Annotated in this window: 23 protein-coding genes and 1 tRNA gene; 14 read left to right on the top strand and 10 right to left on the bottom strand. The window is 53.3% G+C overall.

Features of this window, described 5'->3' with window-relative positions; all coding sequences use genetic code 11:
* Positions 1–9: 9 nt before the first annotated feature.
* Positions 10–897, bottom strand: coding sequence for a LysR family transcriptional regulator (locus AC6I8T_RS12980; RefSeq protein ID WP_497833982.1), 888 nt, complete (start codon positions 895–897; stop codon positions 10–12).
* 212 nt (positions 898–1,109) lie between these two features.
* On the opposite strand from AC6I8T_RS12980, the gene AC6I8T_RS12975 reads away from it, so the two are divergent.
* The 5 genes from AC6I8T_RS12975 (at position 1,110) to aroD (ending at position 6,617) form a co-directional block, all read left to right on the top strand.
* Entirely contained in the window at positions 1,110–2,597 is a 1,488-nt protein-coding gene (locus tag AC6I8T_RS12975; protein WP_021182835.1) for a UbiD family decarboxylase, read from the top strand.
* A 9-nt stretch (positions 2,598–2,606) separates the two neighbouring features.
* Positions 2,607–3,227, top strand: a complete 621-nt coding sequence (locus AC6I8T_RS12970) for a UbiX family flavin prenyltransferase (protein WP_208724098.1) — start codon at positions 2,607–2,609, stop codon at positions 3,225–3,227.
* Entirely contained in the window at positions 3,224–3,943 is a 720-nt protein-coding gene (locus AC6I8T_RS12965; protein WP_021182837.1) for a DUF554 domain-containing protein, read from the top strand. Before AC6I8T_RS12970 ends, AC6I8T_RS12965 begins: the two co-directional genes overlap by 4 nt.
* A gap of 108 nt (positions 3,944–4,051) precedes the next feature.
* Entirely contained in the window at positions 4,052–5,593 is a 1,542-nt protein-coding gene (locus tag AC6I8T_RS12960) for a right-handed parallel beta-helix repeat-containing protein (RefSeq protein WP_208724099.1), read from the top strand.
* Between the two features lie 139 nt (positions 5,594–5,732).
* The gene (gene aroD / locus AC6I8T_RS12955; RefSeq protein ID WP_497833981.1) at positions 5,733–6,617 is read left to right on the top strand and encodes a type I 3-dehydroquinate dehydratase; all 885 of its coding nucleotides are present in this window, start codon (positions 5,733–5,735) and stop codon (positions 6,615–6,617) included.
* Between the two features lie 47 nt (positions 6,618–6,664).
* Here aroD and AC6I8T_RS12950 read toward each other — a convergent pair whose 3' ends face one another.
* The 4 genes from AC6I8T_RS12950 to AC6I8T_RS12935 all read right to left on the bottom strand — a co-directional run bounded on the left by AC6I8T_RS12950 (position 6,665) and on the right by AC6I8T_RS12935 (position 9,972).
* Positions 6,665–7,900, bottom strand: coding sequence for a carbohydrate porin (locus tag AC6I8T_RS12950; RefSeq protein ID WP_415173048.1), 1,236 nt, complete (start codon positions 7,898–7,900; stop codon positions 6,665–6,667).
* Positions 7,901–8,170: 270 nt separating this feature from the next.
* Positions 8,171–8,246, bottom strand: a tRNA-Asn gene (locus AC6I8T_RS12945).
* A 103-nt stretch (positions 8,247–8,349) separates the two neighbouring features.
* Entirely contained in the window at positions 8,350–9,126 is a 777-nt protein-coding gene (gene mtfA / locus AC6I8T_RS12940) for a DgsA anti-repressor MtfA (protein ID WP_208724102.1), read from the bottom strand.
* 165 nt (positions 9,127–9,291) lie between these two features.
* Positions 9,292–9,972, bottom strand: coding sequence for an ASCH domain-containing protein (locus tag AC6I8T_RS12935; RefSeq protein ID WP_208724103.1), 681 nt, complete (start codon positions 9,970–9,972; stop codon positions 9,292–9,294).
* A gap of 595 nt (positions 9,973–10,567) precedes the next feature.
* Between AC6I8T_RS12935 and AC6I8T_RS12930 the strand changes: the two genes are divergently transcribed.
* Positions 10,568–11,266 (top strand): phosphohydrolase, encoded by a 699-nt coding sequence (locus AC6I8T_RS12930; protein ID WP_021182843.1) that lies wholly within the window; start codon positions 10,568–10,570, stop codon positions 11,264–11,266.
* 76 nt (positions 11,267–11,342) lie between these two features.
* The gene (locus tag AC6I8T_RS12925; RefSeq protein ID WP_208724104.1) at positions 11,343–11,594 is read left to right on the top strand and encodes a hypothetical protein; all 252 of its coding nucleotides are present in this window, start codon (positions 11,343–11,345) and stop codon (positions 11,592–11,594) included.
* Between the two features lie 73 nt (positions 11,595–11,667).
* Here AC6I8T_RS12925 and dcm read toward each other — a convergent pair whose 3' ends face one another.
* The gene (gene dcm / locus AC6I8T_RS12920) at positions 11,668–13,071 is read right to left on the bottom strand and encodes a DNA (cytosine-5-)-methyltransferase (protein ID WP_497833980.1); all 1,404 of its coding nucleotides are present in this window, start codon (positions 13,069–13,071) and stop codon (positions 11,668–11,670) included.
* Between the two features lie 143 nt (positions 13,072–13,214).
* On the opposite strand from dcm, the gene AC6I8T_RS12915 reads away from it, so the two are divergent.
* The 6 genes from AC6I8T_RS12915 to dgcQ all read left to right on the top strand — a co-directional run bounded on the left by AC6I8T_RS12915 (position 13,215) and on the right by dgcQ (position 17,305).
* Positions 13,215–13,691 carry a very short patch repair endonuclease gene (locus AC6I8T_RS12915; protein WP_208724106.1) on the top strand — a complete coding sequence of 159 codons (477 nt, stop codon included), beginning with the start codon at positions 13,215–13,217 and terminating at the stop codon, positions 13,689–13,691.
* A 69-nt stretch (positions 13,692–13,760) separates the two neighbouring features.
* Positions 13,761–14,036 (top strand): hypothetical protein, encoded by a 276-nt coding sequence (locus tag AC6I8T_RS12910; RefSeq protein ID WP_021182847.1) that lies wholly within the window; start codon positions 13,761–13,763, stop codon positions 14,034–14,036.
* A 10-nt stretch (positions 14,037–14,046) separates the two neighbouring features.
* Positions 14,047–14,949: a DUF808 domain-containing protein gene (locus tag AC6I8T_RS12905; RefSeq protein WP_021182848.1), complete on the top strand. Its 903-nt coding sequence runs from the start codon at positions 14,047–14,049 to the stop codon at positions 14,947–14,949.
* 45 nt (positions 14,950–14,994) lie between these two features.
* Complete coding sequence (locus AC6I8T_RS12900) at positions 14,995–15,129, top strand: hypothetical protein (protein WP_021182849.1); 135 nt, start codon at positions 14,995–14,997, stop codon at positions 15,127–15,129.
* 181 nt (positions 15,130–15,310) lie between these two features.
* Positions 15,311–15,490, top strand: coding sequence for a YodC family protein (locus AC6I8T_RS12895; protein ID WP_021182850.1), 180 nt, complete (start codon positions 15,311–15,313; stop codon positions 15,488–15,490).
* 162 nt (positions 15,491–15,652) lie between these two features.
* Positions 15,653–17,305, top strand: a complete 1,653-nt coding sequence (gene dgcQ, locus AC6I8T_RS12890; protein WP_497833979.1) for a cellulose biosynthesis regulator diguanylate cyclase DgcQ — start codon at positions 15,653–15,655, stop codon at positions 17,303–17,305.
* Here dgcQ and AC6I8T_RS12885 read toward each other — a convergent pair.
* The 3 genes from AC6I8T_RS12885 to AC6I8T_RS12875 all read right to left on the bottom strand — a co-directional run bounded on the left by AC6I8T_RS12885 (position 17,302) and on the right by AC6I8T_RS12875 (position 19,917).
* Positions 17,302–18,522, bottom strand: coding sequence for a glycosyltransferase family protein (locus AC6I8T_RS12885; RefSeq protein WP_021182852.1), 1,221 nt, complete (start codon positions 18,520–18,522; stop codon positions 17,302–17,304). The genes dgcQ and AC6I8T_RS12885 overlap by 4 nt on opposite strands.
* Positions 18,523–18,553: 31 nt before the next feature.
* Positions 18,554–19,351, bottom strand: coding sequence for a mannosyl-3-phosphoglycerate phosphatase-related protein (locus tag AC6I8T_RS12880; RefSeq protein ID WP_497833978.1), 798 nt, complete (start codon positions 19,349–19,351; stop codon positions 18,554–18,556).
* A gap of 362 nt (positions 19,352–19,713) precedes the next feature.
* Positions 19,714–19,917 (bottom strand): DUF2525 domain-containing protein, encoded by a 204-nt coding sequence (locus AC6I8T_RS12875; RefSeq protein WP_021182854.1) that lies wholly within the window; start codon positions 19,915–19,917, stop codon positions 19,714–19,716.
* Between the two features lie 334 nt (positions 19,918–20,251).
* On the opposite strand from AC6I8T_RS12875, the gene dsrB reads away from it, so the two are divergent.
* Positions 20,252–20,449: a protein DsrB gene (gene dsrB / locus AC6I8T_RS12870; protein ID WP_208724109.1), complete on the top strand. Its 198-nt coding sequence runs from the start codon at positions 20,252–20,254 to the stop codon at positions 20,447–20,449.
* Between the two features lie 113 nt (positions 20,450–20,562).
* Here dsrB and AC6I8T_RS12865 read toward each other — a convergent pair whose 3' ends face one another.
* Positions 20,563–22,257 carry a methyl-accepting chemotaxis protein gene (locus AC6I8T_RS12865; RefSeq protein WP_208724110.1) on the bottom strand — a complete coding sequence of 565 codons (1,695 nt, stop codon included), beginning with the start codon at positions 22,255–22,257 and terminating at the stop codon, positions 20,563–20,565.
* Between the last annotated feature and the right edge of the window lie 20 nt (positions 22,258–22,277).

The raw sequence follows: 22,277 nt of genomic DNA, 5'->3' as shown, positions 1-22,277 counted from the left end.
TGTGAGTGCCTATTGTGTCAGCTCACGGGCAAACTGGATAAAGTCATGTAACGCTTTATTCTTTATCTCCCGCTGCCAGCTCATGGTCAGCGTTGAAGTGGCATGCTGATCCTGCAAAAAACAGTAGGCCACGTCGGGTATCATTACCGAACGCTGGGTTTCGGGTACCAGCGTGACCCCCATCCCCATCGACACCAGACCGATAGCCACCGAGACATCACGGGTGGGTTGGATTTTCTGTGGCACAAATCCCGCCTGCTGGCAGGCGTTCAGCGCTGACCAGCCCAGGCCAACCCCAGGCGGATCTTCCTGCATCAAAAAGGGTTCAGCAGCAAGTTGTGACAACGCAATGCGCGGCTGGGAAGCCAGCGGGTGGCGACGTGAGAGCACCGCAATCAACGGGCGGGTGGCGAGATCGAGATAGTCCAGATGATCATATCGTGGCACCGGTGAGCGTACCAGGGCGATATCTATTTGATTAGTTAACAGAAGTGTAAGCTGTTCGTGAACATTGCGTTCTTCAATCACGATATCAATGCCTGGTTTACGCTGGCGATAACCATTAATTAACAGCGTGAGTGCCGGGTCGAGTATCGAAGAACCGACGTAACCAAGCTTGATCTGCCCGCGATATCCCAGGCGTAAACTGCGCGCATTTTCGCGGAACTTGGTGTAATGACTGGATGCGATACGTGCCTCTTCCACCAGTTGCTCACCTTCAAACGTCAGCGCCACATGCCGCCGGTCACGGGTGAATAGCGCAAGATCCAGCTCCTTTTCCAGCGCCTTGATGTACTGGCTCAGCGCCGGTTGAGCGATATTCAGACGCAGTGCCGCCTTGCCAAAATGCAGCTCCTCCGCCAGTACGACAAAGGCGTGTAAATGTCGGTAATCCATCGATGTCCTCCTGATTTTTACTGATAATAACTCTTTATCAAAACGCCAGGTATTATTATTGGACTCTTATCAGTGATCCTCTAACACTGTGGGGGTAACGACGGGAGGTGCCGGTTCTATGCCACTGAATTCGCTCCTGTTGTTCTCAAGGTGTGCCAGCGCCTGTCTGCGCCGATGCATCACCGGTTACCACGACCAAGAGGGACATTGAGATGTCTGAGAAGCAAGTAAAAGTCACCGATTTACGTTCCGCGCTGGAGGTGTTAAGCCAGTACGATGATGAATTGATTTACACCGATGAACCTGTAGATCCGATCGCGGAATTATCCGGCGTTTACCGTTATGTCGGTGCACACGGCACGGTAAAACGTCCGACGCAAATCGGCCCGGCGATGATTTTCAACAAAATCAAAGGCTACAACGATATGCGCGTGCTTATCGGCCTGCTGTCTTCACGTAAACGTGTGGCACGCCTGTTTGGCACCACACCGGAAAATCTGGCGTTTATGCTGAAAGATTCGGTCGCTAACCCGATCGCGCCGATTGTTATCCCGCGTGAACAAGCGGTATCTCAGGAAGTGGTGCATCTGGCCAGCGATCCGGACTTCGATATCCTGAAAATCCTGCCTGCGCCAACCAACACCCCGGAAGATGCCGGCCCTTATTTCACCCTCGGTATGTGTTACGCCGCCGATCCGGAAACCGGTGAACACGACGTCACCATCCATCGCCTGTGCGTGCAAAGCAAAGACGAAATCTCGATGTATTTCGTGCCAGGCCGTCACCTCGATACTTTCCGTCAGAAAGCTGAAGCGGCCGGTAAACCGCTGCCGATCTCTATCAGCATCGGTGTCGATCCGGCGATTGAGATTGGTGCCTGTTTTGAACCGCCAACAACGCCGCTGGGCTTTGATGAATTGTCGATTGCCGGCAGCCTGCGTAACCAGGCCGTTGAGTTAGCAGAATGTCTGACCGTGAAAGCACGCGCCATCGCCAATGCGGAAGTGGTGATTGAAGGTGAGTTGCTGCCCGGTGTACGTGTACGTGAAGACCAGAACACCAATTCCGGCAAAGCGATGCCTGAATTCCCCGGTTATACCGGTGCGGCACAGGCTCAGGTGCCGGTGATCAAAGTCAAAGCCATTACCCATCGTCGTTCACCGATCCTGCAAACCTGTATTGGCCCCAGCGATGAACACACCAATATGGCCGGTATCCCGACTGAAGCCAGTATTTTGCAGATGGTGGAACGCGCGCTGCCAGGTTTCGTGCAGACCGTACACTGTCCGACACCGGGCACCGGCAAATATCTGGCGGTGTTGCAGGTGAAAAAACGCACCCCGGCGGATGAAGGTCGTCAGCGTCAGGCGGCACTGCTGGCGTTCTCCGCTTTCTCTGAGCTGAAACATGTGATGCTGGTGGATGAAGACGTCGATGTGTTTGATATTAACGATGTGATCTGGGCGATGACCACCCGTTATCAGGGCGATGTCGATACCGTGTTTATTCCGGGTGTACGTTGCCATCCGCTTGATCCGTCCTCTGATCCGGCCTACAGCCCGTCAGTACGCGACCACGGTATTGCCTGCAAAACTATCTTTGACTGCACCGTGCCTTACCACCTGAAAGCTAACTTCCACCGTAGCGAATTCCTCGAAGTGGATGTGAATCGCTTCATCCCAGGTTTCAACAAAAAATAAGGAGGCAGCATGTCAGGGTCTGTCATTCGAAGCAGCGGTAAACCACGGGTTATTGTTGGCATTAGCGGAGCGTCTGGTTTTTCCTATGGCGTACAGGCATTGCGTTATTTACGTCAGCTGGAGGTGGAGAGCCATCTGGTGATCTCGCCAGCCGGGCACCTCAATCGCGAACATGAAACCGATCTTACTGCTGAAGATGTCGCGGAAATGGCCGATGTGGTTTATCCCATCCGTGCCGTCGGGGCCGCCATTGCCAGTGGCTCATTCCGCACCCTTGGCATGCTGGTGGCTCCGTGTTCGATGCACACCCTGGCGGCTATCGCCAATGGCCTGACTGACAATCTGCTGACGCGTGCAGCCGATGTGGTGTTGAAAGAACGCCGTCGCCTGGTGTTAATGGTGCGGGAAACGCCGCTTCACTTGGGGCATATCCGTAATATGCAGCAGGCGACGGAATCCGGCGCGATTGTGTTTCCGCCGGTGCCCGCGCTTTATGCGCGGCCACAAACTGTTGAAGAGATAATTGCGCACAGCGTGGCGCGTGCTCTGGGGCTGATGGATCTGGATTGTGCCGATCTGCCGCGCTGGGGGGAAGACGTGACTTTAATGACCAGGAGTAATAAATCGTGATTATAGGACCCTATATTAATGGCTCTGCCGTGCTGATCGGCGGCATTGTCGGTGCGTTGCTCAGTTCGCGTCTGCCAGAACGCATCAGAACCTCGATGCCGCTGATCTTCGGTGCAGCTTCCATGTGTATGGGGATTGTGCTGGTGGTGAAAGTCAGCCATATGCCGGTGATGGTGTTATCGGTGATCCTGGGGGCGTTGCTGGGTGAGCTGTGTTATCTGGAAAAAGGTATCGGTAAGCTCGGCAGCAAAGCGCGTGGACTGGTCGAGATGTTCGTCAGTTCCGGCGAACAGGATAAGGAGTCGCAGGAGCAGTTCCTGCAAAGTTATGTGGCGATCATCGTGCTGTTTTGCGCCAGCGGCACCGGGATTTTCGGTTCGATGCATGAAGGGATGACCGGTGACACCAGCGTCCTGATTGCAAAATCCTTTCTCGACTTGTTTACCGCCGCGATTTTTGCCACGTCGCTCGGTTTCGCGGTGGCGGTGGTTGCGGTGCCTCAGCTGATTATTCAGCTACTGCTCGCCTATGGTGCGGTGTTTATCCTGCCGTTAACCACGCCCGCGATGCAGGCTGATTTCTCGGCGGTTGGCGGCGTATTAATGTTCGCCACAGGCTTTCGCATTTGCGGCATTAAAATCTTCCCGGTCGCCAATATGTTGCCTGCTCTGGTGCTGGCGATGCCAATCTCTTCTTTATGGACCAGCTTCTTTTAAATCAGGAGGGTAAAAAACAATTATATCGGGGATGGAAAAGTCATTAAACCAGGGGCCGGAAAGTAACGGTGTTTATTTCCGGCTACTTTAGTCAGATCGGAATTCATCATGATTAAAAATAACATTGCCTGTGCAATAGCGTTGCTATTGCCATTGGCTTCGCACGCCGCAGATAACGCAACACAAGGTATTGAAGTATTACGGGTGACGTCTCCTGCCGATGATGGCAGCCAGGGCACGCTGCGCTGGGCGCTGGAAAAAAACAACCAAAATCCCGGACATTATCGTATTGAATTACACTCCGCCAATAACCAGCCACTGATTATCAAACCTAATAAACCATTACCGGAAATTAAAGGTCCGGTAGAGATTATTAACACCGATTTCCTTAAACAAGGGAAATATGTCGCCATCGACGGTTCTGGATATATTAAAGGTGTGGACCCGCAATCCTGCCCCGGTGCCGTCCCTGGCCAGTACGGTGCTAATGTGCGTACCACGACCATGCCGGGTCTGGTGCTGCGCGATACCCATGATGTCACCCTGCAAGGGGTTGAAGTGCGTAATTTCTGTATCGGGATTCTGGTGAATCGCGCCAAAAACAACGTGATTGAAGATAACCGCATCGTCGGTAATCATGGCGGTGCCGGTATTATGTTGACCGGGGATGATGGCAAGGGTAACTCGACCGCCACCACCACCGAGCGTAATAAAATTATCCGCAATACGTTTATTAATAATGGTGATGCGATGGAAGCCACCCGTGGTGCCTCGTTTAACCTGATTGCGGATAACTTTGTCACCACCGACAACGTACATAACCAGGAACCTTCACAGGGGCTGGAGATGCTGTGGGGGAATGACAACGAAGTGATTCATAATCATTTTGAAAATTATTCCGACGGCGTACAGCTCAATTGGGGAAATCGCAACTACATTGCCGATAATACCTTCACCAATCTCTCTTCTGCGGTGACATTAAGTGGGACGGGCAACGTGGTGGCCGGGAATACCATGATCGGCAATCGGGTGGCGGTTTCCGTGCGCCCGCAGGGTGAACCCGGTAAAAACGGCAGCTTTGGCATTAACCGGATTACCGGGCCGGCCGTGAACCGGATCACTGAAAATATTATGGTCGACAACGGCAAAGACATTAAACGTTGCTTTGCCGGTGGGAGCTGCCTGCCAGGTTATGCCGGTGCCATTGTATTTAATGTGCCAGGCCTCGAACATGCGGCCTTTATCGGTAATCGTGGCGGTGGTATCGGCAATGACACCAGCAAGCTGGAAAAAATCTGCGCCATTGATGGTAACGTGGCTGGATGTGAAGCAACACCGAATAAAGATCAGCCTGCGCCGGTCATTACCCGTGTCGTGCGTGACCAGCAGATGCTAACCATCGACGGCAGCGTGAAAGGGGAGGCCAATACTGCCTACCGCATTGAGTTTTTCTCCAACAGCAAAGCAACGATGGACGAAGCGGAGCATTTCCTCGGCTATCAGATGGTTGCCATTAATGCACAGGGTAACGGCACTATCCATTATCAGACCCCGCTGAGCGCGGATTTAGCGGTGGCGAATGTGACATCCACTGCCACCACCGATGACGGTGCTACTTCACCTTTAAGTAAGCCTGCCCCCATGCAATAACCCATTCCTGAGCGAGCTGCGACACAGCATTACCTGACGGCATTCATCTGCAACTAAAACAATAAACCGACCGGAAAGAGACAGCCTCGCAGCTGATCTCGTCCAGTCAGGTGTGTCATTAGCGAAACAGGAACTCCCCATGAATTTGCATAAAAGTGTATTAGCGATTTCTTTGCTGCTGGCCTTGCCAGGTGTGACCAGCGCCATTGCCGCCACCAGCGCACCGGCTGCGGCCGTCAACGTACGACACGCACAACCCATCACCATTCGCCAGACCACCATTGGCGAAGGGATGCCGAAAGTCATCATCCCTACCACCGGCGCGACAGCCGACCAGGTTCTGGCGCAGGCCAAAGTTATCGGCGCGAACCCGGATGCCGATTTGATTGAATACCGTATTGATTATCTGAATTTCGCCACCGATGCTGCGCAAGTTGGCGCATTGGGCAAACAGGTTGCGGGTGAAGTGCAGGGTAAACCCCTTATCCTGACCTTCCGTACGCAGTCTGAAGGTGGCGCGAAAGCCATCAGCGATAAGGCGTATGGCAAGCTCTATCTGGCGCTGATTAAAGATCACTTTATCGATATTCTCGATGTGGAGATGTTCCGCGATCCGGCAGTGATCCACCAGGTGGTCACCGCTGCCCATGCCGCCGGAATTAAAGTGGTGATGTCCAGCCATGATTTCCAGAAAACCCCGGCCACCAGCGAGATCGTTGCTCGTCTGCGTAAGCAGGACAGCATGGGCGCAGATATTCTGAAAATTGCGGTGATGCCGCATGATTCAGGTGATGTGGTGAAACTGATGGATGCTACGGCGCAGATCCGCAATGACTACTCGCGTAAACCGTTGCTGACGATGTCGATGGGCGGCCTGGGGGCGATTTCCCGGCTTTCCGGGGAAGTGTTTGGTGATGACCTGACCTTTGGCATGATTGGTACGGCGTCTGCACCGGGACAGGTGGATGCGGCACAGTTGCATCAGGTATTGAAAACGGTTGATGTGGCGCTGAACGGCCATTAATCCCCTGCAATTATGCCTTCCGCAAGCTCTGCGGAAGGCATTCTGTTTTAGAACTTCACTTTAACCTGCACACCCGCAACCCAGGTATCTTTAATCTCTTTATTCGAGAACGCACCCGGTTCTTTGATGTACTGCACGCTCGGGCGTACCGACAGCCACGGCGTTGCTTGCAGGGTATAGGTCATCTCAACCAGCTGTTCGCCAATATCCAGACCATTTACCATTTCTGCGTCGGCTAATTCGCCTTTGGCGCGCAAACTGTCAACGGCATTATCACGACTGTGCTGGTTGTACACCGCACGACCATAACCAATGGCAATCGCATCATGCGGACGCGCTGCAAACGGTCCATTCAATACCAAACCGGCCGAGTACCAGTGACGGAACGGCGAGGTGGCGGCATCGGTGGTGGTGGCCTGACCAAACATATGCAGGTTCTGGCTGCGCAGCGAAGTGGACTGCCAAATGGTCTGGTCGGCCAGCAGGTAGGCACCCCAGCGTTTATCAGCACGGCGATCGGGCTGGTCGATACGTGCGACGTTGGAACTGTCGTAGTAGTAACCGAGTTTGTACTGACCGGGTAACTCACCCTGTAAGTTGTAGATCAACTCAACCGGGACGATATAGCCGGTGGTGCCCGGTGCAAAGGGTTTAAACGCACGGGACGATTCGCTGTTCTGTTCCGGGTTAACGTTAAATACCGCCGTTTGCAGCGCCCAGCTATCATTGAAGCTGTACTTTAACTCACCGCCGAGGTGGGCGTTGGGGTAGTTACCCCAGCCGCTGCCACCTGACATCGACAGCGGGTGAGCACAGAAGCCTGCGTTCATAAAGTTGGTCAGAATTGACAGGCCGCCGAAATCATTCCCCATAGCCAGCCAGCCCAGCTTGTACTGCAACTGCGGGGTGAAGAGATAATTGGCGTAGCTCAGTTCGCTCAGGCGAGTATATTCGCCGCCATACGCTTCCTGAATTGGCAGACGGTTGCCGACCAGATCCGCCGAGGTGCTGCGTCCACGACGATCGTTGATTGACAGCTGGACCGTACCGGCGTGCTGCGCATTGAACAGACGGTTCAAATCAAAGGTGGCACCCAGACGGATCTGCTGAGCGTAGCGTGTGCCATAAGACTGGCCGCCGCTCAACACGCCTGCGGTTTCTGAGACATAGTCGCCGGTTAAGTTAACGCCGTGCTGGGCGAGATCGCTCCGTGCGCCATCCCAGTCACCGGTCAGGGTGTCCTGGTGGAAGAAGTCGGTAGCTTGTGCGGCAGGTACTGCCAAAGCGCAAAGGAGGGCGGCAGGCAATAGCCTGATTTTAAAACAAATGGTTTTCATGGTGTAAGTGATAGAAAGTTAATAAGCACGCTTATTGTACCTTCTGGTACGTTTTTGATCGTGTGCTTATTGACGCTTCCTGACAAACCAAGTGTTTCTGGATTTTACGAGCGGGTGGCGGCGCGATTTATCGCACAGGTTTTCAAAAAAGCGCGATAAATCGCGCCGCTACAGACAAAAAAAAAGCAGCCTTTTCAGGCTGCTCTTCTTCGAATTTGGCTCCTCTGACTGGACTCGAACCAGTGACATACGGATTAACAGTCCGCCGTTCTACCGACTGAACTACAGAGGAATCGTTGGAACGAGGCGCATATTAATGGGCAGTGCCGGAGCTGTCAACAGCTAAAAATACATTTGTATTCAACTGGCTAGCATTAATACAAAGCGATCACGCTTTAAGCAATTTCCGGTCGCGTGGCGGCTAAACGCGCCAGGGGGTCCTGACGATAGAATTGTTGCAGATGGCGGTACATAGCGGGAAAACGCTCTGCCAGTAAATCCGGTGCGCTAAAGAAATATTCGGAGAGGACGGCAAAGCACTCGGCGGGATCGCTGGCAGCGTAGGGATCGATGGTGGCGGCTTGTTCACCCACCAACTCCACTTCAGCTTCGATCTCCTCCATCGCCTGAAGTAAATCTTTTTCCCAACTGGCGACATCACGCAGGGCAATGGCCGGGACACCGCTGGTGTAGCCGCTGCCGCGTGCATCCAGTTTATGTGCGACTTCATGGATCACCAGGTTATAGCCGGAGAGATCAAACGAATCCTGGATATCCAGCGCATTCAACACCACTGGCCCCTGGGTCCAGCTTTGTCCGGCGTGCACCGCCGCCGCCTGATGCACCAGGCCGCTGTCATCTTGCCAGTGGTCATCGACGTTGAAGGGCTCGGGGTAGATCAAAATTTCATGGAAGCCATCAAGCCATTCCAGGCCGAGCTTCAACACTGGCAGGCAAAATAGCAACGCCAGTCGGGCGGTACGCAGTTCGTCGAGTTGCAATGCCTGCAATGGCGTGATTTTTTTTTGTTGCAGGAAGCGCTGTGCCAGTGCGATGAGGCTGGTTTGCTCGTTTTCGTCAAGCAGAGAGAAAATAGGTTGTGCCAGCGCTTGTTGCCACGGCAGCGCTGCGACTGAAGTTTCTACCTGCGCGTGCCACGGCCATTTGAACATCGCATCACTCACTCTTCAGGGCGTAAGACGGTATCCTCGCGCGGTACAGCGAAAATTACCAGCGCAGAATCAAAGCTGTCTATTCAACCTGTTAGTAAGAATTTTGTCTGTGACTGAGATTGCAAAGGTGAGAGGTTTACCCCTCACCTCTGCCGGAGAGAGGACTTACCCTTCACGCTCCACACGCTGGAACTCGATCACCCATACCCACGGGTTCACTTCCCAACTGGTGGCACCGTATTGTTTCTGCCACGCCTTGCGATAGGCCTCTTTAGGCGACTCGGAGTTCATATTCATGGTGAAGAAGTTATTCAGGAAGTGCGAGTCGGTCTGCACGCCTTCTGCCATGATGTCGTCTTCACTGATGTCCTGAATCTTCTCGGCACGAACGGAGGTGATCTCAAGATCAATACGGCTGGCCCAGCGTGGCATATGGATGGCCGTCTGCCAGCCAAATTGCTCCGCATCTTGCACATTGTCATCCTGCTGCCCCAGCTCATTGCTGTCGGCGCGATACTGACAATACACCGGGTCGCGGAAGGGGAGTGGCTCGCGTTCATACTCTGCCAACTGTTCCTCAGGCACGATCGGACCACGCCAGGTTTCGCGCACCCAGAGACGATCGCCGGGTTTACCATAGGGGCAGTGATAACTGATGTCTGACATCGACATCAGTTTATAGCCGTGCAGATGGTTTGCACTGACGTCAAATGCGTGTACGCCTTCGTGATGATCCTGACCAGGGCCGAAAGCCTGAGTCTTCATAATGCGCCGGGTCTGTGTTTGCTGGCCAACCAGCAGGGCGCGGACCCGCTGTTCGGAAAAAAGAATCGGCCGTTCTTTCATGATTTACCTCTTGTTGTGTTACCAACCCGGAGAATTTGCTGAACCATCCGCGTCCACGGATGTGCAGAATTAGCATAATGGGTTTAAATCAATTTGCTTAATAATTTGTCGCCTTATAGTCAGGCATTCAGTGCGTATTCAGTTTTAAAAATGGCTCACAAGCAAAAAACGTGCTTGATTGGATGCAATGGAAAAACAAAATCGCATTTTTCTCAGATACAGTACGTTATAACGGACACAATGGGAACTCTTTCAGAATATGTCGTGGGTGATCGGTTGACCGACGGGTTTTAAGCTAGTGAGTTAAACCAGAATTAATCCGTTACACACTATTTCCGCATGGCTTTAAAACATTATCACTGCTAAACAGAGTCGTTTAACTGAAACGAGGATGAGGAAATACCGAAAACGCGCGTGGTGCTGGGAAAGTGCTGTTAACAGCGCTATAACAGGATCAGGATCGCATTTTTTCGCAGTTGATTATGCAGGAGGAGTGTAAAGAAAGTGTCATCACCGGGCCGCTATGATGTTTGCAGGAGTAGCACGCTCGTCATTGACGGCGGTGCTTTATAACAGCAATAACAGGAGAAGCACGATGTCGCTAACAGGCTGGCAAAACCGTTTCGAAAACTGGTTGCAGCAGAACTGGCTGCACGATGATAAAGCCCATGATATCGCCCACCTGCGCCGTGTCTGGATGAGCGCGGCACGCATTATGCAAAATAGCGATGCCGATGCGCTGGTGGTGCTGACCGCTTGCTACTTTCATGATGTTGTCAACTTACCGAAAAACCACCCGGAACGTCATCTGGCCTCAACTTACGCCGCTGAAGAGACGCGCCGCATTCTGCAACAAGACTTCCCGGACTTTCCGGCTGACCACATAGATGCTGTCGCGCATGCCGTGCAGGCGCACAGTTTCAGCGCCGCGATCGCGCCACAAACCCTTGAGGCGAAGATTGTGCAAGATGCCGACCGCCTGGAGTCACTGGGTGCCATTGGTCTGGCGCGGGTATTTTATACTGCCGGTGCGCTGGGACGCCCGCTGTTCGACAGCGACGATCCTCTGGGCAAAGATCGTGAATTGAATGATGTGCACTGGACGCTGGATCACTTCCAGAAGAAGTTATTACGCCTGCCTGAAACTATGCAAACCGAAGCGGGACGCCAACTGGCGGAACACAATGCCGACTTCCTGGTGCGCTATATGGCAAAACTGTGCGCGGAGCTTCAGGGCAACCTGACCTCGATGGACGAATCGGTGTTGAGGGATTTCAGTCCCCTACACGTCTAATATTAAATTTTTATGACAGCCTGTTAACTTTCGGCATCTTCCGCTACGTTGATGAAAATCAATAAGGAGTAACACGATGACCGAGACCGTTAATTTAACGATTAAGATTGATCCTGCGCTGAAAGAACACATCAAACAACTGGCTCTGGACAACCAAATTTCTATGAGTCAGGAAATTGTGAATCGCTTGCAGGCGAGCCTACAGGCTCCGGCGCAGGATGCGATCGACAATCAGGACACAGCAGAAGCGGTAACCGATCAACTGAGTGCTGCTGAACTGAAACAGATTCGCGCGCTGTTGAAGAAGCAGGGCAAGAAAAAGAAATAAAACAAAACCCGTCAATTGACGGGTTTTTTCTTACGCGTTTTCCAGTCTGAACCGCTGTGCCCGCAGCCCGAAATCACTTCATGTTGCGGGTGTATTGTTCGATCAATGGCAATAGCAGTTGCGCTACAGCAGCAAACACCGGCACCACTACCGAATTGCCAAACTGTTTATAGGCCTGGGTATCGGACACCGGAATGCGGAAGCGCGTTTCACCCGGTGCTTCAAATCCCATCAGCCGCGCGCATTCGCGTGGTGTTAAACGACGTGGGCGGCGTGACATATTGTCCGGCTGATGAAAGTCCTGCTCGCCCAGCTCACGGTCCCAACCACGATCAATAAGAATTTCCGAACCGTCTTTGTAATAGCGAGCCGACAGGGTGCGCACGCAAACCGACGGATTACGCGCATCGTTCAGACCGAAACCAAAGCCGTTCCCCTTGGCTTTGTGTTTTTTGGCGTATTGGTAAAGGTAGTTCCACAGTATCGGTGACAACGTATATTTGGCATCAGGCTGGGGTTCCAGCAAGCTACTGAGCGTCGTGACTTTTTTGGGATAGAGTGCGGGTAAGGCGCGCAGAGAAAATCCCTCGCTCAGATGGGTGTCGCGACGGATACCCACCAACACAATACGCTCACGATGTTGCGGCAGAAAATGGCGTGCATCGATGATTTTGGCATCGGCCAGTCCCGCGTTATCCGCATCGGCCACGTCATAGCCCAGCTCATCCAGCGTCGCCATAATAATGGCGAAGGTGCGTCCTTTGTCGTGACTTTTCAGGTTCTTCACGTTTTCCAGCACGAAGAACGGCGGCTTTTTCGCAGCCAGAATGCGTGCCACATCGAAGAATAAGGTTCCCTGTGCCTCACACTCGAAACCGTGCGCCCGGCCCAGGGCATTCTTTTTACTCACACCGGCCAGCGAGAACGGCTGGCAGGGGAAACCTGCCAGTAGCACCTGATGGTCAGGGATTGTGCGATCAATATGTTGATAGATGGCTTGCTCATCACTCAGACCGGCCGGTTGCGTTACCTGGCGAATATCGCTGTTGAAGCGATGTTGCTGCGGATCGCAATAGTGGTTGGCCTTGTAGGTACGCACCGCTTCTTTATTCCATTCACTGGTAAAGACGCACTGGCCGCCAATCTGTTCAAAGCCACGGCGAATGCCGCCAATACCGGCAAACAGATCGACAAACTGAAAACGAGGCGCGTCATAATGCGCGGGACGAGCGGGTAATAACGCCTGCAAACTGGCAACTTCCGCGCTGCTTAACGCCGGTGCTGCACTCTTTCCCTGACGAATACGGTTGAGACGAGGCACGCTCCAGTCGCGACCACCGGCGTCGCTCAGCGTGCTCACAAGGTCGCGTGCGGCGTAAATTGCCAGCACTTGCAACAACAGCGTGGTGGCATCGTCAGTGGCGGAAACAGTGAGTGGGGAGGGTGAGGCAGTCGCGGCGGTCTCTTCGGCGTGCATGCGTTTTTCCTTAACAGTGAAGCGGCTATGCTACCACTCCTGACGCTATGAAGAAATTGGCCCGACGTGCCGGTGGTGAATGCGGCTTTCGCTTTTGCCCCAAACCGCTAAAGTTGAAGGAGCCACAAGAAAAAGGAAAGGTTATGGCCGACGTCCATTCTCGTGATGTTCGTAGCAAGAATATGCGTGCAATTCGTACTCAGGATACGGCGATTGAACAGCGTATTGCGTTGATATTAAAAGACCGTGGATTTACCTATCGGGTGCAGGATAAAGCATTAGCCGGTCGACCTGATTTTGTCGTCCCGGCCCAGCAGGCGATTATTTTTGTCCACGGCTGCTTCTGGCATCGTCATCATTGCTATCTGTTCAAAATGCCCGCTACGCGTACCGAATTCTGGGCCGGTAAAATTAACAGTAATGTCGAACGGGACCGGCGCTACATTCAGCAGTTGCAGGAGAGCGGCTGGAAGGTGCTGATCGTCTGGGAATGTGCGTTACGTGGCAAGCTGCGCCTCAAGGACGAGGCGTTAATTGAACGACTGGAGGAGTGGCTGTTGGCCGCCAGTCACAGCGGTGAAATCGATCATGCAGGTTTGCATCATTATCGCGGCGTATAAGGCAGATTGTTGCTTTTACTCGCTATAACGGTTTAGATCACTCCTTTCTCTGGGACGCGGAACATAGCCATGAGCAGCATAAAACTGACGGTCAAACGCCTGTACCAACTTCGTGACGAACGGATGGTCAACACCCGAGCCACCGCCCGGATCTATCTGGGTGATACGCTGGTCGCCACCGAAGAGATTACGGGTATGACGGAAAGTCCGGTGAGCAAATATTTGCATGCCGGGGATGTGGCGGGGCAGCCGTTACGCGTTGAGTGGGATTGTGCGGGCATCGCCGATATGTCAGTGACGGCGGTCGAGCGTTGCCCCTGTTGTCAGGATCACGAACAGGAATAAGGAAAACATTTTGGCAGGAACCAGCTTACTGACGCTTCTGGATGATATTGCCACCTTGCTTGATGACATCTCCATGATGGGCAAAGTGGCCGCAAAAAAAACCGCCGGGGTATTGGGTGACGATCTGTCCCTGAATGCGCAACAGGTTACCGGCGTAAAAGCCAATCGCGAATTGCCGGTGGTGTGGGCGGTGGCGAAAGGCTCCTTTATTAACAAATTGATCCTCGTGCCGCTGGCGCTGCTGATCTCAGCTTTTGCGCCCTGGCTGATTACGCCGTTGCTGATGATTGGCGGGGCGTATCTCTGCTTTGAGGGCGTGGAGAAGGTGTTGCACAGCCTCAACCACGATAAAGCCGAGCAAAGCCCGGAAGCACGTCAGCAGCGTCTTGAGCAACTGGCGCAACAGGATCCAAAGACATTTGAGAAGGATAAAGTGAAAGGTGCGGTACGTACCGACTTTATCCTTTCGGCCGAAATTGTTGCCATCACACTGGGCATCGTGGCGGAAGCGCCGTTGCTCAATCAGGTGATGGTGCTGGCGGGTATCGCCATTCTGGTGACGGTGGGGGTGTATGGCATCGTTGCCGGGATTGTGAAAATCGACGATCTCGGATACTGGCTGCGGGAAAAATCATCCACGCTGGCGCAGGCGGTGGGGGGATTGTTGTTAGCCGCTGCCCCGATATTGATGAAAATTCTGTCGGTGGTGGGTACCCTGGCGATGTTCCTGGTGGGGGGCGGTATTGTCATTCACGGGATTACGCCGTTGCACCATGCGATTGAGGCGTACAGTGCGGGTTTTAACCCGTTGGTCTCGGCGCTGCTCAGCAACGGCGCCAACCTGGTACTGGGCTTTTTGATTGGGTCGATCGTGCTGTTGGTGGTGAATCTGATTGCCAAAGTGCGTGGATAAAGACTATAAAGCGCAGGAAATTTCTAATCACGGGTCAGGAGAACGATGATGAACGACGATATGTTTGAATTTGATATCGATGCACAGCTGGAACAGGCTGAAGCGAAAGCGGCGGAGAAAGCACGCGAAGTCCCGACCGATCTGAGCGACGAAGCTGATTGCGAAGGTTGTAAAATCTGATTTTCCCACCCGGGAAAGCATTTCAAAGCGGATAATAATTTTTATCCGCTTTTTTTATTTTCCGCATATTTAACTGCTTATTCCTAAATTGCAGTAGTAATCACAATCTCTTATAGGCAAAAACCCCCCGCACCTGCTATACCTGATGAAGTTCATTCAACGGGTAGAAGGGAGGGCGCGTATGACCTTTGCGATCAGTGACGAAGTTCAGCACAAACAGGGCGGACCCACTATGGTGGTGACCGGCTATGCCAGCGGAATGGTAGAGTGTCGTTGGTATGATGGCTACAGCGTGCGCCGTGAGGCATTCCATAGTGACGAACTCTGTCACTTATCTGCCGCGCGCCAGCTGGCCAGCTAATAGCTGAGATGAATACGTAGCGGCACGTTTTATCGCGCGACTTTTTCTGCACCCTGCACGAAATTGCGCGATAAATCGCGCCGCTACCGATCCCCGTCTGTACGATCTTTCCCCGGCTGGCTACACTGTTTTCATTCGCCTTTTTCCGGAGCATGGTTGCTGATGGCACAAACGCCACTTCCCCGGCAGTCGGGCAATCCCATTTTATCTGTTCACCTGTGTTTTTTTGCGGTTTTCCTTTTCTCGGCTTTCCTGACGGTGCATGAAGCGCTGGAACTAAAAACCAGCTATGAAGATCGTCAGCGTGCGCAACTGGCGGAGATTCAAAAGAATCTCGACAGTCAGTTTCAGGAGAGCGTAGATGAGCTGGTTTACTACCAGAAGATGCTGAGTTATGCGCTGACACACCCGCTTGATTCCGATAACGCGCGCGAAGCGGTGACGCGTTTCCAGGCGTTACGTCAGCATCCGTTGTGGCAATTGCAGCTGAATAGCCCGCGTAGTATGCCGCTGAACGGTGTCGGAGATGCCTGGCTGGCGCGTGATCCGCTGCTAAGGCGCGATCCGGCTCTGATTGACCAGGAGATCCGCGCTGCGCTGGAGTTCAGTTTTATCATGCAATTCAGCGATCCGGACCATGATTTTCATTCGCGCTTCTGGTACATCTCCCGCGCGGGTTTTTATATCAGCTCGCGACCACCGCAAAGCCCGCAAGAATTGGAGCAAAGCTATGCCACAATGGTGCAGCGCGCCTATTTTCGTGCCCTTAACCCGCAGCAGAATCCCAGCCCCTATCTGCGCTGGACCAGCGGTTACCAGGGGCAGTTCGATGAAGGACTGATGTTGACCCTCAGCGCGCCGATTATCAGCAATGGCTACTGGTATGGCGTGTTGTCGATGGATTTCCCCCAGGCGCGCATTCGTAATCTGCTGGCGGAAACGCGTCATACGCTGTTGCAAGGTAACCTGGTGTTCCTCGATCGTAAGCTGGAGGAGGTGGCTCGCCTGCATGCCCCAGATGAAGTCCCACTGAATGCTGAACAACGGCAAGAATTGCTGAAGCGTATGCAACATGAACGCAGCGGCATATTGCGGCTGGGGACGCAGTTTGCCAGTTGGAGCAAACTGGAAAATGTCGACGGCTACATTATCAATGTGCAGACCCTGAAGCAGGGTATGAAGCAGGAGCTGGGACGCGTTACGCTGTTCCTGCTCGGCATGTGGTTGCTGTTTGTCCTGATGCTGGTGGTAGCACATCAGGTGATCTTCCGTCTGGTGCGCCGCCAGGATGAACTCTCTGCGCGCCTCACCTGGCGGGCCAATTACGATGGTTTGACGCGTTTACTCAATCGCAGTGCCTTCTTCGAACAGTTTGTGGCGCAGGCTGCCCACTGCCAGCAGTTGCAGCGACCGCTTGCGGTTATCCAGTTGGATGTTGATCATTTTAAGAAGGTCAATGACACCTGGGGGCATCATGCGGGCGATCAGGCATTGATCCGTGTAGCCAGCGTAATCAGTCATACGCTGCGTAAATACGATGTGGCGGGACGTATTGGCGGGGAAGAATTCTGTATTGTGTTGCCAGAAACCACCCTGGCGGAAGCCAGTGTGGTTGCGGAGCGCATCCGTGCGCGTCTGGCGGCCAAAACTATCCTGGTGAACGCCAGTACCACCTTTAACATCACGCTCTCCGCCGGGGTGACCAGCAGCGAGGAGCAGAGCGATTATGACGCAGAGAGCTTGCAGGCCAAAGCCGATAGCCGACTCTACCTGGCGAAAACCAGTGGCCGTAATCGCGTGTGCAGCGCGGATTAGACCTTACCGTCGTTATCCTCTTCAACCGCCTGGTAAATCCGTTGCAGGATATCCGGAAAGGCAGATTGCACCCGGCTCCAGCTGGGAATAAAGGGTTTGTCATTCGGACGTTCAATAAATGCCTGACCGGCATCGAGAATCGCCTGGGTGAACATCTCTACCGCCGCCTCTTCAATATGCTGGTCGAACTTCAGACCATTCATAGTGGCTTCGTGATTGTAGACCTCCATCATATCCAGCGCGTTGCGATAGTAGGTGGCTTTCAATACCCGAAATGAGTCACTGGTCAGAGGCACACCCATTGTCGCCAGTTTACGTAGCAACGATTGCACGATGTCATTGCTCATACGCTTAAGGCCACCGGTGCCATCTTCTTCGGCCAGCGGCTGATGCTTATGGTCATAGTTATCGGCAATCTCTACCTGGCAGCTTTGCCGTGTGGTGTAGTTGCGATAAATCTCCGACAGCACGCCAATTTCCAGCCCCCAGTCGCCGGGAATCTTAATATTGTTCAGCACATGGGTGCGCATGGCAAATTCCCCGGACAGCGGGTAGCGGAAGCTGGCGAGATAGTCGAGATATTCCGAATGACCATACACTTTTTGCAGTGAGCGCAGCAGCGGCCCCACCAGCAGTCGCCCGACACGACCATTCAGTTTGCCGCCTGCGACACGCGCATAAAAACCTTTGCAGAATTCATACTGAAAAGCCGGGTTAGCCAGCGGATAGAGCAAGCGCGCCAGCATACTACGTTCATAAGTGACGATGTCGCAATCGTGCAACGCGACGCAACTGGTACGGTCGGAGGCCAGCGTATAACCGGTGCAGAACCAGACGTTACGCCCTTTACCCGGCTGGCTGGGCGAAAGGCCCTCTTTATCCAGCTCGGCATCCAGCGCTTTCAGACGCGGCCCGTCATTCCACAAAATACGATGGCGCTGGGGCAGGCGAGCAAAGAACTCGCGTGCAAACAGAAACTGCTCGCGGTCTGCACGGTCGAGGCCAATCACAATCTCATCGAGGTAAGGCACTTTCGCCAGTTCATTGACAATGTTATCCAGCGCCGGTCCTTCCAGTTCGGAAAACAGCGACGGTAAAATCAGCCCCATTTTGCGTTTGCGGGCAAAACGCACCATCTCTTTTTCCAGCGACTCAACGCTACGGTGGGTGAGATTATGAAAGTTGGTAATCACGCCATTCTGGTAAAAATCACTCATCGCCTCATCCTTCTGATTGGCTGTGTGCCCGTTAATCGGGTTGGGCAAGAAAATAATCCAAACCTTCACGCCAGCCCTCGGGACCAACGTGTGCGGTGTGGTAGACGTTTTCCTCATCATCGCGCGTCAGGATGACCGGCGTTTTACTGAAGCCTTTTATGACGACGGCATAATCGACGCATTCCAGCATTGGCACATCATTGGGGCCATCTCCCAGGCCGATGGTGGTACGGGTGATCCCCTCGCGCCGGGCGAGATGCTGTTGCAACGTTTGCAGCGCGTGACCTTTTCCGCATCCTTCAGGCATCACATGCCAGAAGCGTCCTCCCTGGGTTAACGCCAGACCGTGCTGATGCAGGGCCGCGCGGAATTCATCCAGCCGTGCGGCATCATCACGCCACAGCACCACCTCAGAAGCATCGCGTTGTCGACTCTGACTGGCTTCCGCCAGCGTCAGGCCAGTGAATCTGGACACCTCAACGTCACTGAAATCGTGAAAACCGGTGAAGTGAAAGTCAGCCTGTAAGCCTTTCAACTGCTGACAAAGTGCAAGGTAAGCGTGTCCCTGTCCTTCACTGCGCCGGTCCTCCGCCTCAAGAACAATACGGGCACCGTTTTCAGCAATAAAAGGCGATCCGGCGATGCCGAGTTTTTTTTGCAGCGGAATGATCTCGGCCGCCGTTTTGCTGGAACAGATCACCAGCGGAATCTGATTTTGTTTCAGACGTGCCAGCCATTCGCTGGCGGCATCCCAACGATAATCGTGATGGTCCAGCAGTGAGCCATCGAGGTCGGTGACGATCAATAACGGTTGGTCAAGACTGACCATCTTCACACTCCTTACACCCTTGGGCATCCGTAAAGCGAGGAATAATCAGTATAATAGCGTAATCGCGATCACACTTTTTCGCACAGCAATGGGAAGTTAACCCAGGAAAATTCCTAAAACAGGCTAACAGCAGAATTGTGCATGTGTAAAAGATGCGCAGAAAAAAGACAGCATACATGCGGTGTTTTCGGTAACAACCGCGACGTAAAACAGGTGAGGGGTTGCACCTCTGGAAAGCGTTGGCACTTGTCTTATTCAGACTGAGGCGTAATCTGGCTGCTGTGTTAGAGATTTTCCTGGTGTAACGAATTTAGCGCTTTTACTTTACCCGGCTATCCCGCCGGGTATTTTTTTGCCTGATATCAATGATGCACTTCAATGCAGGAGCAATCGTGGATATCCAGTTCAAAGGCTTGTGACAGATCGATTTGCGCATCCTGCGATCCGCTCGCGTGTGGTTGCATATGCTCTTTGATCTTGCCTGATGTCTTTTCCTGAATGGCGTTAAGCAATGTATCGATATTGCTGTTCAGGTTATCGCTATCGTCGTTTACCGTTACCATCATCGTGCCTCCTGAGCGGAGAAGGGGGACGTAGACAGTATAGACGTCTGAGGGGAATCGTGCGGAATCTGCGTAACAGGCAAAAAAAAGCCCGCGCTGCGCGGGCAAAAATCCTTGTTACTTTTAGGTTGACTGCGCCTTTGGGGTTGGTGCAGTAACAAAAATTCTACGCGCTGGCCGCGTCAAAAGTCTCGCCATTAAACGTTAAGAAAGTGAAAATCCCTTACCAGGCGCATTCTTAGGCGAGTTAAGCAATCACCCAGGCTGATCGCGATCACACGGTTACCCAATTCTTCCGTTACACTGTGTCCGAGGCACTATTTCTGGAGAGTATTCAATGAAGGTCAATGACCGCGTGACGGTAAAGACAGACGGTGGTCCGCGCCGTTCAGGCACGATTCTGGCGGTAGAGCCATTCAATGAAGGCGTCATGTATCTGGTTGCGCTGGAGGATTATCCGCTGGGTATCTGGTTCTTTAATGAAAACGATCATGCGGATGGGGTGTTTGTCGAACCCTATGTCCCCTCACCCTAACCCTCTCCCGCTGGCGGGAGAGGGGACTGATGCGAGCACAGGCTAACATTTTGCACTGCCTCCCTCTCCCGCTTGCGGGAGAGGGCCGGGGTGAGGGCATAAGTAATCTCAGATTAGAACGTTTCCCAATTATCATTGCTGACGGTTGCCACGCGAGGCGTCAGCGCTTTTAACGTCGGCTGCACGGTCGGCGTCGGAACCAATAAACCGGGCTTGTCATTCAAACGAAACGCGGCAACCGCCTGGGTCAATTTACCCGCCTGGTCTTCCAGCGATGCTGCCGCCGAAGAGGCCTCTTCCACCAGCGAGGCGTTCTGCTGAGTCACATTATCCATCTCGGTGACCGCCAGGCTCACTTGCTGAATTCCGCGGCTCTGCTCATCTGAAGCGGCGGCGATTTCAGACATAATGTCGGTAACACGGCGCACCGCCTCAACAATTTCACTCATGGTATTGCCGGCTTCCCCTACCTGATGCGAGCCATTGCTAATCAGATCAACCGATTCTGCAATCAGAGACTCAATCTCCTTCGCCGCCTGCGCACTGCGCTGGGCCAGGCTGCGCACTTCACTGGCGACCACGGCGAAACCGCGACCCTGCTCACCGGCACGGGCGGCCTCAACGGCGGCGTTCAATGCCAGAATATTGGTCTGGAATGCAATGCTGTTGATAACATTAGTGATTTCGGCAATCTTTTTCGAGCTGCCAGAAATGTTGTTCATGGTTTTCACCACGCCATCGACCAGCTCTCCACCGCTGCGCGCTTTACCCGAGGCATCGGCTGCCAGTTGGCTGGCATGATGGGCGTTTTCGGCATTCTGCTTCACGGTGGCCGTTAGTTGTTCCATGCTGGCTGCGGTCTGCTCCAGTGCGGAAGCCTGCTGTTCGGTGCGTGAGGAGAGATCGGTGTTACCGGCAGAAATCTCACTGGAACCCTGGTAGATCGCCACCGCACCTTCACGTACCACACCAACCGTACGAACCAGTGAGGCCTGCATCAGTTGCAGATTATGCAACAGGCTGCCGATTTCACTGCGGCCCCATGCCTGATCGGGCGCGGTTAAATCACCCTGAGCGATTCGTTCAATACGCGCGACGGATTGACGCAGTGGGTTAATCACCACGCGGCGCAGGAACAGGAAGGTCAGCAATACCAACACCAGTGCTGCGGCAAAGGCGGCGGCCATAGCAATAAAACCAATACGTGACTGATGTGCCGCTTCCGCATTTATCGCATCAGCGCGATTAGTACGGATCTTGATTGCTTTGAGTAACACCTCGTTATAGGCGTCATCCAGTTTGCGTGTTACATCGGTTTCCTGCGCAATAATGCCTTCAAAGCTGCCTTGTTTTGCCGAATCGATCATCGGCTTCAGACCTTTATCGATATAAGCGTTGAAGCGTTCCGTCAGCGGTGCATCCAGCGCCAGGTCTTCTGCGGTTTTGGTTTTGCGGTCCATATAAAGTTTGAAACCGGCGCGTGCCTGTTCAATACGCTGCTCGGTGCGCGCCAGGTCAGCGCGGTAGCTATCCATCTCGCCAATACGTGCGGCGGCACCAGACTGAATAACATTCAGACGTGCAGTACGCAGGTGGTTTGAGCTGTTGGAAATCCCCATACGAATCTGGATTTCATCTGTGGCGTCATTCAGCGAGTTATTGCTTTGAATCAGAAAGTAGCTGGCGAGTCCAATGCACAGGGCAAAAAGCAGCAGAATGCCACCAAAGATCATGCTGAAAAGAGGCATCAGGCGCAGGTTCTGCCAGATGCTGAGCTTATGTTGCTCATCAATCGATGCTGTTTTCATATCCTTGCTCTCATATAGGT

This window comes from Pantoea sp. X-Soil-OKNW-556 (genome assembly GCF_059730695.1).
Note: the sequence above shows the minus strand (reverse complement) of the source record. Positions and strands in the feature narration are given on the sequence as shown.

What these genes read in the sequence shown, in the direction of transcription:
- AC6I8T_RS12980 (WP_497833982.1), bottom strand. Translation starts at nt 897, where the DNA reads ATGGATTACCGACATTTACACGCCTTTGTCGTACTGGCGGAGGAGCTG.
- AC6I8T_RS12975 (WP_021182835.1), top strand. Translation starts at nt 1,110, where the DNA reads ATGTCTGAGAAGCAAGTAAAAGTCACCGATTTACGTTCCGCGCTGGAG.
- AC6I8T_RS12970 (WP_208724098.1), top strand. Translation starts at nt 2,607, where the DNA reads ATGTCAGGGTCTGTCATTCGAAGCAGCGGTAAACCACGGGTTATTGTT.
- AC6I8T_RS12960 (WP_208724099.1), top strand. Translation starts at nt 4,052, where the DNA reads ATGATTAAAAATAACATTGCCTGTGCAATAGCGTTGCTATTGCCATTG.
- aroD (WP_497833981.1), top strand. Translation starts at nt 5,733, where the DNA reads ATGAATTTGCATAAAAGTGTATTAGCGATTTCTTTGCTGCTGGCCTTG.
- mtfA (WP_208724102.1), bottom strand. Translation starts at nt 9,126, where the DNA reads ATGTTCAAATGGCCGTGGCACGCGCAGGTAGAAACTTCAGTCGCAGCG.
- AC6I8T_RS12935 (WP_208724103.1), bottom strand. Translation starts at nt 9,972, where the DNA reads ATGAAAGAACGGCCGATTCTTTTTTCCGAACAGCGGGTCCGCGCCCTG.
- AC6I8T_RS12930 (WP_021182843.1), top strand. Translation starts at nt 10,568, where the DNA reads ATGTCGCTAACAGGCTGGCAAAACCGTTTCGAAAACTGGTTGCAGCAG.
- AC6I8T_RS12925 (WP_208724104.1), top strand. Translation starts at nt 11,343, where the DNA reads ATGACCGAGACCGTTAATTTAACGATTAAGATTGATCCTGCGCTGAAA.
- dcm (WP_497833980.1), bottom strand. Translation starts at nt 13,071, where the DNA reads ATGCACGCCGAAGAGACCGCCGCGACTGCCTCACCCTCCCCACTCACT.
- AC6I8T_RS12915 (WP_208724106.1), top strand. Translation starts at nt 13,215, where the DNA reads ATGGCCGACGTCCATTCTCGTGATGTTCGTAGCAAGAATATGCGTGCA.
- AC6I8T_RS12910 (WP_021182847.1), top strand. Translation starts at nt 13,761, where the DNA reads ATGAGCAGCATAAAACTGACGGTCAAACGCCTGTACCAACTTCGTGAC.
- AC6I8T_RS12900 (WP_021182849.1), top strand. Translation starts at nt 14,995, where the DNA reads ATGATGAACGACGATATGTTTGAATTTGATATCGATGCACAGCTGGAA.
- AC6I8T_RS12895 (WP_021182850.1), top strand. Translation starts at nt 15,311, where the DNA reads ATGACCTTTGCGATCAGTGACGAAGTTCAGCACAAACAGGGCGGACCC.
- dgcQ (WP_497833979.1), top strand. Translation starts at nt 15,653, where the DNA reads ATGGCACAAACGCCACTTCCCCGGCAGTCGGGCAATCCCATTTTATCT.
- AC6I8T_RS12885 (WP_021182852.1), bottom strand. Translation starts at nt 18,522, where the DNA reads ATGAGTGATTTTTACCAGAATGGCGTGATTACCAACTTTCATAATCTC.
- AC6I8T_RS12880 (WP_497833978.1), bottom strand. Translation starts at nt 19,351, where the DNA reads ATGGTCAGTCTTGACCAACCGTTATTGATCGTCACCGACCTCGATGGC.
- AC6I8T_RS12875 (WP_021182854.1), bottom strand. Translation starts at nt 19,917, where the DNA reads ATGATGGTAACGGTAAACGACGATAGCGATAACCTGAACAGCAATATC.
- dsrB (WP_208724109.1), top strand. Translation starts at nt 20,252, where the DNA reads ATGAAGGTCAATGACCGCGTGACGGTAAAGACAGACGGTGGTCCGCGC.
- AC6I8T_RS12865 (WP_208724110.1), bottom strand. Translation starts at nt 22,257, where the DNA reads ATGAAAACAGCATCGATTGATGAGCAACATAAGCTCAGCATCTGGCAG.